Source organism: Pedobacter frigiditerrae (assembly GCF_004331645.1).
In the GTDB taxonomy this organism is placed as follows: domain Bacteria; phylum Bacteroidota; class Bacteroidia; order Sphingobacteriales; family Sphingobacteriaceae; genus Pedobacter; species Pedobacter frigiditerrae.
Genome location: NZ_SJSK01000001.1, coordinates 1,429,375 through 1,443,791, shown reverse-complemented (window position 1 = coordinate 1,443,791; position 14,417 = coordinate 1,429,375). Strand labels below are relative to the sequence as shown.

Annotated in this window: 8 protein-coding genes; 5 read left to right on the top strand and 3 right to left on the bottom strand. The window is 35.1% G+C overall.

The window, feature by feature from the left end; translation table 11 throughout:
- Positions 1-34 precede the first annotated feature (34 nt).
- On the bottom strand, positions 35-1,600 hold the full coding sequence (locus tag EZ428_RS06115) for a M20/M25/M40 family metallo-hydrolase (protein WP_225871004.1): 1,566 nt from the start codon (positions 1,598-1,600) through the stop codon (positions 35-37).
- A gap of 577 nt (positions 1,601-2,177) precedes the next feature.
- Between EZ428_RS06115 and EZ428_RS06110 the strand changes: the two genes are divergently transcribed.
- From EZ428_RS06110 to EZ428_RS06095, 4 genes are all read left to right on the top strand, one after another.
- Positions 2,178-3,011 carry a helix-turn-helix domain-containing protein gene (locus tag EZ428_RS06110; protein ID WP_165501716.1) on the top strand — a complete coding sequence of 278 codons (834 nt, stop codon included), beginning with the start codon at positions 2,178-2,180 and terminating at the stop codon, positions 3,009-3,011.
- A gap of 75 nt (positions 3,012-3,086) precedes the next feature.
- On the top strand, positions 3,087-4,535 hold the full coding sequence (locus tag EZ428_RS06105) for a serine hydrolase (protein ID WP_131552202.1): 1,449 nt from the start codon (positions 3,087-3,089) through the stop codon (positions 4,533-4,535).
- Between the two features lie 781 nt (positions 4,536-5,316).
- Entirely contained in the window at positions 5,317-5,901 is a 585-nt protein-coding gene (locus tag EZ428_RS06100; RefSeq protein WP_205945612.1) for a Crp/Fnr family transcriptional regulator, read from the top strand.
- A 93-nt stretch (positions 5,902-5,994) separates the two neighbouring features.
- A complete protein-coding gene (locus EZ428_RS06095) occupies positions 5,995-6,717 on the top strand; it encodes an SDR family oxidoreductase (RefSeq protein WP_131552201.1) in 723 nt (240 codons plus the stop codon).
- A gap of 234 nt (positions 6,718-6,951) precedes the next feature.
- Here the strand turns inward: EZ428_RS06095 and EZ428_RS06090 are convergent, their stop codons facing one another.
- Together EZ428_RS06090 and EZ428_RS06085 are read right to left on the bottom strand one after the other, a co-directional pair.
- The gene (locus EZ428_RS06090) at positions 6,952-8,226 is read right to left on the bottom strand and encodes a DUF1501 domain-containing protein (protein ID WP_131552200.1); all 1,275 of its coding nucleotides are present in this window, start codon (positions 8,224-8,226) and stop codon (positions 6,952-6,954) included.
- Between the two features lie 7 nt (positions 8,227-8,233).
- Positions 8,234-10,201: a DUF1800 domain-containing protein gene (locus EZ428_RS06085; RefSeq protein ID WP_131552199.1), complete on the bottom strand. Its 1,968-nt coding sequence runs from the start codon at positions 10,199-10,201 to the stop codon at positions 8,234-8,236.
- A 353-nt stretch (positions 10,202-10,554) separates the two neighbouring features.
- Between EZ428_RS06085 and EZ428_RS06080 the strand changes: the two genes are divergently transcribed.
- Positions 10,555-14,370 carry a beta-propeller domain-containing protein gene (locus EZ428_RS06080; RefSeq protein WP_165501715.1) on the top strand — a complete coding sequence of 1,272 codons (3,816 nt, stop codon included), beginning with the start codon at positions 10,555-10,557 and terminating at the stop codon, positions 14,368-14,370.
- The last annotated feature ends 47 nt before the right edge of the window (positions 14,371-14,417 follow it).

Below are 14,417 nucleotides of genomic sequence, written 5' to 3'. Positions count from 1 at the left end.
GATGTTCTATAGTCCCCTTCAGGGGATTTAGGGGTTAATTTAATCCACCTTTACGGTTTGCTTTAACTGGAGCTGGCCACACACCTGGTTGGTTTGTTCTAGGATTAACAGACATTGGCGCTTTCTCATTTGATGTTCTCTCTGGATCTTCGCAAGCCATGTAAACTAAAATAGCAGCTAAAATTGCATTGTTTCTAACTTCATCAAAAACAACTTTGTCATAAGTATCACGATTGGTGTGCCAAGTATAGCTGAAATAATCCCAAGGCAATGCACCTAAAGAAAAACCTAATGCACCAGCTGCAACAAATGAGGCGTTATCTGAACCACCACCACTTGGTGTACCAGGGAAATTAGTTTTGATTTGATTTTTAATGGTATCTGGAACCGCAGCCAACCATCTTGGTAAAAAGTCTTTAGCTTTTGCATAACCCGCACCACCAATATTAACAACCCTTCCTGTACCGTTATCTTGATTAAATAAAGCCTGTAAGTTGCTTACAATTTCAGGGTGATCTTCAACAAATGCCCTTGAACCATTTAAACCTTGCTCTTCACTTGCCCAATGGCCAACTAAAATTGTCCTTTTAGGATTTGGATAGAACTTTTTAAGCAAACGCATGGCTTCCATCATCATAATAGTTCCAGTACCGTTATCTGTAGCGCCACTAGATGCATCCCATGAATCAAAGTGAGCTGATAACATCACGTATTCATTTGGTTTCTCAGAACCTTTAATTTCTGCCAATGTATTAAATGTTGGCACTACACCTAATTCTTTTGATTCAGACTCTATTCTAAGCATTGGTTTGTTTCCATATTCTGCCAAGCGATAAACCAAACCATAATCTTCAACAGACAAATCTACAGTTGGGATTTTAGTGGTGTTTGCACCAAAAACTTTATCAACTCCCCATCCTGCACTCCAGTTATTGATGATGATACCCGCAGCGCCAGCTTTTTCAATGGCTAAAGCTAAATTTTTAGCATTTAAACCAGTTTTAGCTAACCTATCTCTCCAAGCTTTTGCAGCCTCTTCTTTATCCTTTTTAAATTTTGCTAAACCATCTTTTGTTGCAAAATCTTCGTAATTCTTATCTGGTCGGCCAGAAATTTGAGCTTGCGAAATTAAAACCAATTTACCTTTTACACTCGGTAACCACTTTACAAAAGCCATCGAATCTGCAACTAATGGCAAAACAATAGCTTCAGCATTAATTGGTTTTCCTTTTACTGTAGATGGGCTCCAAGCTAATTGCGTACCTTCTAAAGTTCTTAACCTCGGGCTAACCAAATCTATGTGCGTAATTCCTCTTTCCCATCCACGCCATTCTCCCCATTTTTCTGTTTTGGCAGAAATACCCCAATCACTATATTTTTTTACTGCCCAATCGCCAGCTTGTTTCATTTGTGGTGTTCCAACTAATCGCGGACCAACAACATCAAAAAGTTCGTGTGCTAATTTCTCTAATTGAGAATTTTCATTTGCTTCTTTAGTAACACTTGAAACAAATGCTTCTTTAGTTTGCGCAAAGGCAAAACTGCTGCTCAGCATCGTAGCTACAAAAAGTAACAATCTAGATTTTTGGGTAGTTTTCATTCTATAAGTTTATGAGTTAGTTTTCTTTTGAAAGATAAGCAAAGCCTAAGTTTTAAGCAATAATCATCAAATAAGTTACAGGGAGTTTTAGATTTTAGAATGACGATTTAAAATAATGTCTCACAATACCGTAATTATCTAGGAACTAGAAATCTGTATGGAAAGAGCTTCCAAAAAATCTTTAGAGAAACTCCAAAGGAGTCCCTTTGGGACAATTTCAGTATTCCATCGCGTCTGTAGCCCTTCTTTGCACTTCAACTCCAAAAGATGGGGTTTTCGCTTCAATAAGGTTTAGATTTTAGCGTTTGGTGGGTCTTTTGTTCGGTTGCTAGATACCAAGAACTTAAATAAGTTATATATCGCAAATTAAACGTGTATATTCGTTTAAAAATGATTAAAAACGGATAAAGTTGCGCGCAAAGCCGCGAGTTAGCGGTAATTTTAGTGAACCAATGGTAAAATACAAAAGGCTTATTAATGTATAACAAATTAAAAGGCTCGTTGACAGCAAATGAATCCAATTTTTTTCAAATATGCGTACAAACAGTTAGTTAGGCTCTAACTCCCAATGCAACCTATGAAAATAAAAGCTTATTCCCCTTTAAATCCTTTACTTAAAAAATACATAGAGTGTATTTATATACTCACACATACATCTGAAGAAAAACCCGCCAAATACATAACCTTCCCATCTATTTTTACCATTGTATCAATAAGTGAAAAATCAAAAACTATTAATAAAGGAAATAAATTAATAATCGGGCAATGCGATGACAATGAGGTAGAAACCAATTTGGTATCTAATTTTAATAAGCCGGTGTATGTCCAATACGAAGGGAACATAAACGAAATTACTATCTATTTTAAACCGTTGGCTATTAATTCATTTTTGGAGCACGAATTAAACCATTACAACAGTTCAAACTTTTCTGAATTTTCACCTTTTGAAGATTATAGAAAAGTTATGATAGAAATTCTTTCTTTGCAAAATGATACCAAAAAAATTGAAGCTGTTGAAAGTTATTGGTTATCCAAATTGATAGGGTTTCAGCATCATTTCCTTGAAACTGTTTTGTCTGAAATGATGTGTGATGAAAATGACGCTGTAACCATTACAGAACTATGCAAAAAAAATCCTATTTCACGTACAACATTAAACAAACACTTTGGCAAACACATCTGCAAAACACCATCTCAATTCAAAAAGATATTAAGATTCAGAAATGCGGTTAATAAATACTCATCAGATAAAGCAAAAAACAACTTAACGGATATTGCATATGGTGTTGATTATTTTGACCAGTCGCATATGACAAGAGAATTCAAATCAGTGACAGGGTTCTCTCCCAAAGTTTTTTTTAACAAAACGACGGCGCTGGAAAAAAAACAAATTCACTGGCTGTTTTTATAGGTAGGTTTACGTTTGTACAATTTTTCCTTTTATGATTAAAGTACTTTTGCCACTTAATCATATAAAGAGACCCATATGACAATCCGTCAAATATATTTTATTACAGCTATCTTCTTCATAGCTCTTTTACAGCCTATTGTGGTACAATCACAAAATTTGGAAAGTATAGTTAATCCGATAAAATCTCACTTAAAAAATCTCGAAAAAGAAAATAACTTAAGCGGGGTCGTTCTTATTGCAAAAGATGGCAAACCAACCTATAGAGAAGCATTTGGTTTTGCTAATTTGCCGGACCGTGTTAAAAATAAACCGGACACGAAGTTCAACTTAGCTTCTATCAACAAGATGTTCACAGCAACGGCTATTATGCAATTGGTGGAATCTGGGAAAATTTCGCTTCAAGATAAAGTAGGCCAATATCTTTTGGATTATCCTAATAAAACTGTTGCTGACTCTGTGACCATCCATCAATTATTAACGCACACTTCAGGAATGAGCAGTTTTTGGGAGGAATACGATAAGCTTGCAAAAGTAAACTTCAAAACAGTTTCTGATTACCTTCCATTGTTTGCTTATAAAAAACTAGCCTTTGCTCCAGGTAGTGACTTCTTATACAGCAATTCCGGATATATGGTTTTAGGATTAATCATTGAAAAGGTGTCGGGTCAAAATTATTTTGATTTCGTAAAAGAACATCTCTATAAACCTGCAAAAATGATTAATACTGATGCTTACGAATTGGATAATGTTATTCCAAATTTGGCTACCGGCTATACAATGTCATCGGAAGAACCAGGGCAATGGAAAAATAATATTTTCTCAAATTTAGCAAAAGGAACACCTGCAGGTGGTGGCTATTCAACAGCTGACGATTTGTTGAGTTTCGCCAATGCTTTACAAAACAATATTTTACTTAGCAAAGAGAGTGTAACCCTTTATACATCAGGTAAAGTAAAGTACAGAGAAGGAATGTATGGTTATGGTTTTGAAGAAAACACAATCAACGGGCACCGCATTATTGGACATACCGGCGGACACGATGGTATTGCTTGTGAAATAATGATTTATCCGGATTTGGGCTACACTGTTGTTATTCTAACAAATGGAGAAGTCGAAAATTATTGGGAAGTGAGTAATCTGATTAAAAAACAATTAGTAGGTTCAGCACCATCAATTGACAATTTTTTTTACACTAAAGATATCATTAAGACCATATGCAACAAAGGCTATGAAGCTGGCATTAAGGAAATAGAACAAAATTCAAAGAAATATTCATTAAGAGAAAATCTGATTGAAAGATATGGTTACAAGCTATTGTTCGAAAAAAAGACTAATCAGGCCATAGATTTATTTAAGTTAAATATTCACTTTTTTCCAAACTCAACCTATGGTTATTATTATATAAGCGAGGCATACAGGGTTTCAGGTCAAAAAAAACAAGCAATTGAATATCTAAAGTTATACATCGAAAAAGAGCCGGAAGACAATGATGCTAAATTAAAATATAAATTGCTAATGAAATAACTACGCTGACGGCTATTACAACGGATTTAGGCAATTGGTTTTGAGAAAAGTTAAGTTTTGGAATATGCCCTATGCTAACATTCTCGATGACAACGAACAAATACAACAGAAATGAAGGGCGAAGTGCTAACATCGGTTTGGTTGTATATTGGCTGAAGTGCTTCGATTTCCTGCCCAAACACAAAGCACCAAAACGTTAACTATTATTTTACCAAACAATCCACAAACGACAATCGCTTCTCACAGTTGAACGAGAGTAATTTTTTAGGATTTTCACCCTTGTATTGACAATAAGAGTAAAATGATATCTAAACAGATTCCCAGCCCCACAAGTTGGTCTGGATTTGCAATCTCGACTAACCTACATCAAGCTTAACCTAACCAAAGGAATAAGATTTTTAGAAAAACAATGTCAGTATTTTATAGCAATTGCAGCCCCTCTATCCGCTATTGCCTGAAAAAGGCATCCGCTACTATAGGGTTTATAGGTTAGCGTTTGGAGGTTCTTTTGTTCGATTGCTAGGTGCCAAAGAATCATAAGCCTTAAAGAAAGACTGCATAACCAGCCGTGAAAGATGGTGCTGAAAAACTTATTTTCATAAATTCAATAGTTTATAAATCGTAAATTAAACGTGTATATTCGTTTATAAATGATTAAAACGAATATAGTTGTGCAAAGTCGCAAGTTGTCCGCCATTTTATTGCAACACCCTGCGATTACTAATTTTCCATTACAATAGACTGATTTTTTAGATTACATTACCATCTGCTATTTTTTTTATTGACAAAAACTATGTTTGAGCCACTCTTTACCTATCTTGAACTTTTTCAAAAAATACCTTCTAAGGACAAAGAAACCATTTGCCAAAATACAACATTTATAAAAGTAAAGGAAGGCGAAATTTTATTGCAAGAAGGAAAGGCGGCAAAACAAATGTTTTTTATTTGCAAAGGAATTTTAAAAATCGTGAGTATAAGCGAAAAAGGAAACGAAGTGATTCATTTCTTTTTAAGTGAAAATCAGTTTTGTACCATTTTGAAAAGCTTTACAGAAAACGCAGTATCAACAGACAGTATCCATGCAGCTTGTGATTCCGAAATAATTGTTTTTCAAAAAGACAAATTACATTCCTTGTATAACACTTTACCTTATTTCAAGAGCCTGTTGGACAACATTACCAAACAAGCTTTACTTAACAAAATATCATTACGAAACTCATATATTGGCGAAGACGCAACGACACGTTATCAAAAATTTATTGTGCAACAATCCAACATAGCGTTAAGAGTTTCACAAACTGACATAGCTTCTTATCTCGGCATCACAAAACAATCATTAAGCAGAATAAGAAAAAATATGCACTAATTCGTTTTTTACCATTTGGTAAATCCTTTCGATATCAAGCTTTCTACTTTTGTTCGACGAAAAATAATTTCGAGAACAATAAAATTGAAAGAAATGGAAAGTTTAAAAGGCAAAAAAGTAGTAATTATCGGTGGCAGTTCGGGTATTGGTTTGGCAACAGCAAAATCTGTTGCTTCAAAAGGCGGATTTGTTATTATTGCTTCGAGTAATCAACAACGCATAGACAAAGCGTTACAAGAATTACCTACTGAAAGTATTGGCTACACAATTGATGTGACAAATGAAATGCAAGTCAAAAATCTTTTTGTACAAATTGGAGCATTCGACCATTTGGTTTTTACAGCAGGCGAAAACCTCATTCTTAGCAATGTAGCGGACACCACATTGGAAGTGGCTCGGAACTATTTTAATATTCGTTATTGGGGAGCCTTTACAGCCGTAAAATATGCTACACCATTTATCAATACCACAGGCTCAATTGTATTAACAAGTGGCATTGCCAGCAACAGGCCCAACAAAGGATGGGCGTTGGGTGCAAGTATCTGTGCCGCAATGGAAGGTTTTGCGAGAGCAATGGCAATGGAACTGGCGCCAATAAGAGTAAATGCTGTTTCGCCTGGAGTAGTAAAAACAGAGCTTTGGGGCGGTATGTCGGAAAGCGACAGAAAAACAATGTACACAAGTATTGGAAACACATTACCCGTAAAACGAGTTGGGGAAGCGGAAGATATTGCCAAGACATTTGTATATTTATTGGAACAAGAATACGGTACAGGACAAACACTTACCATTGATGGCGGCACTTCATTAGTATAACAGTTGAGACAAAAGAAGGTGCATAACAGGGTTTGGCGTTATAGGGGCTAACGAACATAGACTGAACATTTGTAATCTATGTATCTTTAGATGCAAGGGTTGGGCTGATGAGTAATGAATACCCCTACAACGCCAAACCCAAACTGTTATAAATGATTATTTGGCTACAAAAAAAATGGCTCGCTTAAAACGAACCATCTCTAAATACTAAGTACTAACTACTATATACTTCTTTTAAGCTCCCCTCATCACACCAATCTGTTTTCCAGACCAATCTGGGAAGAGTACTTTATCATTGTGTATACCTAAGTGTTTATCAGCAACTTCACTAAATACAGCTCTAAAATCAGTAGTTACCGCTAAATCTCTACCGTCTTCTAAATTCTCTTTAGCTAATGGATTAATTAAACCGTGAACCAATCCTCCACTTACACTATTACCTAAGATAAAATTACAAGAAGCACGACCATGGTCTGTACCACCTGTTCCATTTTGCGCAACAGTACGTCCAAATTCTGTCATTGTCATCACCGTAACTTCATCCTGATATTTGCTCATGTCATTCCAAAAAGCCATCATGCTTTCACTCAAATCGTTTACGTTACGGGCAAAAATCCCAGTTTCAGTACCTTGGTTAAAATGTGTATCCCATCCTCCAGATTCTGCAAATGCCACTTCCATACCCACATCCATTTTAATCAATTGGGCTATTTGCTTTAACGAATTTCCTAAGGCACTTGCAGGATAAACGGCATTATTTTCTGGTCTGTAGTTTTTAGTATCTGTTTTATCAAGCATTTTAATAGCATCGAAACTTTCCTTGCCTGTATTTTTTAGCAAACCAGATGAAGTTTGGTCATACAAATCTTCAAAACTTTTTGAAGCCATATTAGCACCAGCCTGATTTCCTTTCAACTGAATATTAAAATCTGACAAGTTTTTTATCGCAACTGCAGGATGATCTCCATAAAAAGACCTTGGCAAAGAAGACGTTAAACTTACCCCTTGAAAAGGAGTTGTTGCTGCATCATGACCTAATAAACCAACTGCCCTATTTAACCAGCCACTTGCAGTTCCTTTGCTAAATGGCGTTCCAGATTCCATGTAATCTTGCGCATCAAAGTGTGAGCGTGTATTGTTTGGTGAACCAATACCATGTACAATCGCCATGCGTTTTTCACGAAACATAGGTTCAAAAGCACTCATTGATGGGTGCAATCCAAATTTACCATCAAGGTCAATCAATGGTTTATTTTTTCCACCTTGTGCAGCAGTCATGAACAAACCTGGCCTAGCAGCTTTTAAATATTGGTCGGTAAATGGAGTTACCGCCATTAAACCATCCATTGCACCTCTTTGAAAAATACATACTAATATTTTTTTCTTTTTAAATAAGCCTGGGGTAGTTGTTCCTGCAACGGCATCAGCCAAAAAGCCAGGAATACCACCTAAACCAATTCCAAATAATGCCAGTCCGCCGGCTTTGATAAAACCTCTTCTACTTGTCATGATAATATTATTTACGTTGAAATTCTGGTGAACCTATAATTACGCCAACAACTTGCGACAACATGGTGTTTGTACCTGCCTTTTGTTGTGGTGTTGCATTTGCAAATGCCTTTTTCCCTTTCCCTTTTGGTGCTCCACCATCATCCATGATATTTGCATCTTCATTTGCCATGGTATTCATTTGTTGAGGGGGTGTAGATTTCTGGGCCGCATTTGCAACATTTGTTTCCAAATTCGGGTCATTAAGCATTGGCTTTAGTCTAGCAATGGTTTCATCTAATTTACGCTCTGGCATAAAAAGTTTACTATAAATAACCAAGGCTGCTTCGGCACTTTCTGGCTCGTGATTGTTATTCATCTTTGCCAAACTAAAAGTGATACCTGGAATTCTTTGCGAGGCTAGTGCCAAACCAAAGTTCATTCTATTCAACAAAGAACCTGTATTTATCCAATATTGTCCTTTATCTGGGAAGCCTGTAGGCGCTTGGTAATAATACATCTGCTGACCCATTTTGCTAATCCAAGTATACAATTGGTAAGGTTGGTTAACTTTTGCATCAAGACTTCTTACAGCGCTTATTGCTAATTCAAAAGGTGATTTAGTTTTTTCTCTTAAAGCTTCCTTAGACCAAAATTCTGGAGAACTAGCCATCGTGATCAATACACTTTTAATATCCCCTTCAGTTGATAAAAATGTTTTTGCCATTTTATCTATCAAACTTTGAGGTGGATTATCGTTTACAAAACGAGTAGCTAATTTTCTAGAAATAAATTTAGCAGTAGAGTTATGATGAGCTAACATTTTTAACAACTCCACTCCTTCTTCGTAACCGCCTCCAGCTGGAAATTTTTTACCTAAAACTGTTTTCTCTCCATTATCGTGACGATTTATAGCAAAAATAAAATCACCATCCAACACGAAACCTCGCTTAAGGAGATTTTCTTGTCCAACGGTTTCCATCAATTTTTTCATCGGAGCGCCATATCCGTTATCGCCCATTGGCGCAATTGTCCATCCTGTTAAAACGCGGGCAGCTTGGGTTACATCGCTTTGCGTATAACCACCATCCACACCCAAGGTATGCAATTCCATTACCTCACGAGCGTAGTTTTCATTTAAGCCAGTTTTTCCTTTTCCCTGTTTTAATTTATTCTTTTGAACAACTTGTTGGAATTTCTTTCTGCGTTGCTGCTGTTGTGCATTTCCAGCCATTTGCATATCGTTGCCTGCATTTTCCATCGGTACATTAGTTCCAGCACTGCTAAAATTATCTAGATACATCAGCATCGCAGGAGACTTAGCCGTACTTAACACCAAGTTTTCGAACTTACCAATTACATTCGGGCGAATAACATCTCGCTCGTAAGCAGGCACATAAGAAGCACATTGATTTTTATTTAAAGAAACATTAAAATGATTGAACCAAAAATCTGTCATCAATTCTTGCAACTGATTATTGGTATAAGTTGCCCTTAATATTTTTTGATTGATAAATTGACGATATAGTTCTTGCTGAGGTTTATAGCCTTTTGTTTTCATATAGGCTAAAATCTGCGCTCTGTACTCCTTGCCGTTAGCTTTGTTTACAGAATCTTTATGGATTACACCGTCCTTAACTGCATAGCGAACAATCTGCGCATTTCTTGGATAAATATTCTCAACCTCCGTATTGGTTAAGTTAATGTCTTCTAATTTCGACAGCATTTGATTAAGGCTTGCATCTTCTTGCTTACCATCTAATTGTTGCACCAACCATTTTTCTAAGCCTTCTTTTACAACCGCATCAACATCACCAGCTTTGGCGCCATAAGTAAAACGACTTAATAAATGTGCAGCTGCTTGCTGTTCTGTTAAGCCCGCCTTTTTGTAGGGCAACGTAAATTTTTCTGAAGTTGAATTTCTTACAAAGGAAGAAAAAACTATTCCGCAACTAAATGCAAGAAGGCAGATATAGAAACTGTGAATCTTTTTCATAACTATTTGGCAATTACAATTGTATGACAAGATAAACGTAAGAAGGATTAATTGATTATTAAAATTAACACAAATCTTTAAACTTTATTATCTTAAAAACCATAAAATATTCTTCAGAAATAAGCTTAAAGGCAATTCAATTCACTATTTAATTTTTAATTTCTTCAAAAAATATACCACTTATTAGGTATTGGTTAAACTAAAATTTGATGGTAAATTGAAGCAGTATTATTTCAATTATGGTGATTTCCAAATTTTCAGCTTCTAAAAACGCTTTACCAAAATTAGGATACCTTTTCATATGCTTCTTTTTCCTATTATCTCTTGTATCAAAAGCGCAAGAACCAAAACTAATGTTGCCTATTGGTCATACAAGTTATTTAAAATCAATTAAAATTAGTCCCCAAGGGGAAAAAGCAATCACCGTAGGAGAAGATAAAAAAACAATTTTATGGGACATTGAAACAGGTTATCGTTTGGCGGATTTAGCTAACGAAAACATGGGGTTAGATGATGTTCTTTTCAATGCAAACGGTACAAGAATTTTAGGAACACTTAAATATGGAGATGGAACAAGTATTCCGTTATGGGATGGAAAAACGGGTGAGCTAATAACACGTTTAACACATGCAAAAACCATTAGATATGCTGAATTTAGCCCAGACAAGAAGAAGATTCTTACAGCATCATACGATGGATTTGTGAAGATTTGGGATCCCAGCAATGGATCTCTATTAGATAGCTTAACAGTTAACACCTTAGTTTTTAAAGCTATTTTTAGTCCAGATGGCCAACAAATCGTAACGGCAGATGCACGTAGTATAATCATTTGGGATTTACTAAAAAAAGTACCTTTATTTACATTAGATGGGCATACAGATATAGTAACCGATATCACTTTTAGTCCAGATCAATCAAAAATCTTATCCTCTTCTTATGATCACACATCGAAAATATGGGATGCAAAAACAGGAAAACTGCTTTACACGCTTAACTTAAATGACAAATTAGAAGAGGCTTATTTTAATGTAACCGGTAATGCATTTGTAACCAAAGTAAATGGCTTTGATCATAAAAACATCAAATTATGGGACGCAAATACAGGTAACTTAATTGAAACGCTTAGCAGTGATAAAGACGAACCTAGATTTGCCACCTTTAGTCATGATGGAAAAATAATTGCCTCAGGATCGAGCACAGAAGAAGTAAAAATATGGGAAGTGCAAACAGGTAAACTTTTACAAACATTAAAAGCGCATTATGGAGGTGCTAGGGTTGCTTTATTTACACCAGATGATTCAAAACTTACTGTTGGAACTGGATCTACAAATACCAAATTTTGGGACTTGAAAACAGGATCGTTGATTTTTGACTTTAAAGGTGATGGAAATGGGGTATTAACCATAACAATGACTCTAGATGGAAAAAGATTAATTACACCAATGGGAAATTTAGCCCAAGTTTGGGATTTAGAGAAAAACACCTTGGTAACACAACTTAAGGGCGCTACTACAAATGCGATTGAAAAAATTGAGTTTTTAGATGATCAGAAAACACTAATTACAGATAATGCTACAGGAAGATTTACAAGAATATGGGATATTGAAAATGGAGATATGCTTGGTGGTCAAATGTATGCCCAAAATGATATTGAAAGAATAGTCTATGGCAAAAACTACCTTAAAGCTTTAGTACGATATAAAGATTCGAAAACCCATGAGATTTGGGATTTGCGTAAGGGCACCTTAATTTCTACACTAGATAAAAAATATAGTGGTTATCAAAATCGCTGGGCATTTACACCAGATGAAACAAAATTAGCTACTGCCTCAGCTTCAGAAAACTTAATCAATATTTGGGATAATAGTACTGGCCAACTGATTAGACAGATAGACAGGAAAAATAAGGTAACCATTAATCACCTGTTAATTACGCCAGATAATAAGCTGTTGCTTTGCATTGATAATGAATCTAATGCAATGATATGGGACTTGGCAACTGGCAATGAAATAGCCACGATTAACAATATGAGTGGAAAATTCTTTCACAACTTTGCGTTTATTGGGCACAAGAATTGGTTTTTAACCTCTGATAAGGGCAATGCAAAGATTTGGGATATTGGTACTGGAGCATTAGTCATGAATTTAACTGGGGTTAAAGAATCCATCCGCTATTGGAAAATTAGTTCAGATAGTAAAAGGTTTTTAACTGCAGAATTCTATCAAGAAAATGCAAAATTATGGAATTTAGATACTAAAAAATTAATTGCAGAACTACCGGGTGCTAAAAGGGAAGTTGGAAAAATAGTAGTAAGCCCAGATTGGAAATATATTATGATTAGCTCTTCTTTCGGCCCAAAGATTAATGTTTTTAATGGTACTGACGGAACATTGATACACTCAATTGATGCTCATAAAATTTCTACTTCAAATTTAATTTTAGCAACTGAAACAAATACATTTTTTAGTTATGGTAGCGATGAAATTAAGAGATGGGATTTAGTGACTGGCAAACTACTCATGAATTACAGTTGGCCAAAGAAATATGCTTCTTCTTTTGCTTATGATTATAAAACCAAACAACTATTAGCTGGCTCATCTGGAGGAGAAATAAGATCATGGAATGTAGAAACAGGAACAGTCATTAATAATTTTACAGGTCATAACAGTTATATTTATGTAGTAAAATTTGGCCCAAAAGAAAATACTATTATTTCTTCTGCCGAAGATCAAACAGTTAAAACATGGAATATCCTAACTGGAAAAAATATCAGCACCTTTTTCCCTGTAGGTGAGGCAGATTTTTTAAATAAAGTTAATTATGGCTATTATAAATCTTCTCCAGGAGCATCTAAACTTTTACACTATGTAAGTAAAGACTTACAACCCATTAATTTTGATCAGTTAGATGTAAAATACAACAGGCCAGATAAAGTGTTACAAGAAATGGGAAGCGCTGATACTTCATTAATTACGGCCTTTCATAAAGCTTATCTAAAAAGAATTAAGAAACTTGGGATAGATACCGCTGCTTTTAAAGCAAATTTCGCTTTACCAACTTTAAACATTGTAAATAGAGACAAGCTTGCCTTTGAACAAAAGGAAAATCTAATTTCCATTCACATTAAAGCTAGTGATTCTATAAATAAAATCGATCGTTTTAATATTTGGGTAAATGAAACTCCACTTTATGGTTTAAAAGGGATAAGTCTAAAATCAAAAAAAATTCAGCTTTTAGATACTACAATTACCATTAAACTTAGCGATGGTAACAATCAGATTGATGCTTCAATAACAAATGGAAATGGGATAGAAAGTTACAGAATTCCAATTTTAGTTAAGTATACACCAGAAAAGGTGAGTTCAGAGAAACTTTATTTTGTAGGCATTGGGATTAATGATTTTGCACAAAAGGAAAATAATTTAAAATGGAGTGTTAAAGATGTACGCGACCTAGTTAAAGCGATGAAAATAAAGTATGGTGATGATATTCTTATTGATACCTTATTCGACCAACAGGTAACTATCGCTAATGTAAGTGCCTTAAAAGAAAAACTCAAGCAAAGTAATATTAATGACAAGGTGATTATAACTTATTCTGGTCATGGCTTATTAAATAAAGATTTTGATTATTTCTTATCTACATACGATGTTGATTTTAACAAACCTGAAAAAAATGGTTTAGCCTATGATACTTTGGAGGATTTGTTAGACAACATCCCAGCTCGGAAAAAACTACTTTTAATAGATGCTTGCCATAGTGGAGAGCTAGATAAAGATGAATTGCTGAAAATAAATAATGCCGAACAAAGTTTAGCAAAAAATAATACCCAAGGGGGAAAAGGGGTTAAAGTAATAAATACTGGCAATAAGAAAGCGAATATGAAATCTAGCTTAGAATTGATGCAACAGCTATTTGCAAACGTGGGCAGAAGTACTGGAGCAACTGTAATTTCTGCAGCGGCAGGAACTCAATTTGCATTAGAAAAAAACGATTTAAAAAATGGTGTATTTAGTTATAGCATATTAGAATACATGCAAGCAAACCCACATGCAACAGTAACTGATCTTAAAAAATATGTAAATAAGCGAGTGGCCGAATTAACTGCTGGTTTACAAGTTCCTACAACAAGAAACGAAACTAAAAACTTAAATTGGAAAGTTTGGTAATTCTTAGATTAGTTAGCCACAGATTCGCAGATTAAAATCCGCGAATC

What these genes read in the sequence shown, in the direction of transcription:
- EZ428_RS06085 (WP_131552199.1), bottom strand. Translation starts at nt 10,201, where the DNA reads ATGAAAAAGATTCACAGTTTCTATATCTGCCTTCTTGCATTTAGTTGC.
- EZ428_RS06115 (WP_225871004.1), bottom strand. Translation starts at nt 1,600, where the DNA reads ATGAAAACTACCCAAAAATCTAGATTGTTACTTTTTGTAGCTACGATG.
- EZ428_RS06110 (WP_165501716.1), top strand. Translation starts at nt 2,178, where the DNA reads ATGAAAATAAAAGCTTATTCCCCTTTAAATCCTTTACTTAAAAAATAC.
- EZ428_RS06090 (WP_131552200.1), bottom strand. Translation starts at nt 8,226, where the DNA reads ATGACAAGTAGAAGAGGTTTTATCAAAGCCGGCGGACTGGCATTATTT.
- EZ428_RS06095 (WP_131552201.1), top strand. Translation starts at nt 5,995, where the DNA reads ATGGAAAGTTTAAAAGGCAAAAAAGTAGTAATTATCGGTGGCAGTTCG.
- EZ428_RS06105 (WP_131552202.1), top strand. Translation starts at nt 3,087, where the DNA reads ATGACAATCCGTCAAATATATTTTATTACAGCTATCTTCTTCATAGCT.
- EZ428_RS06080 (WP_165501715.1), top strand. Translation starts at nt 10,555, where the DNA reads ATGTTGCCTATTGGTCATACAAGTTATTTAAAATCAATTAAAATTAGT.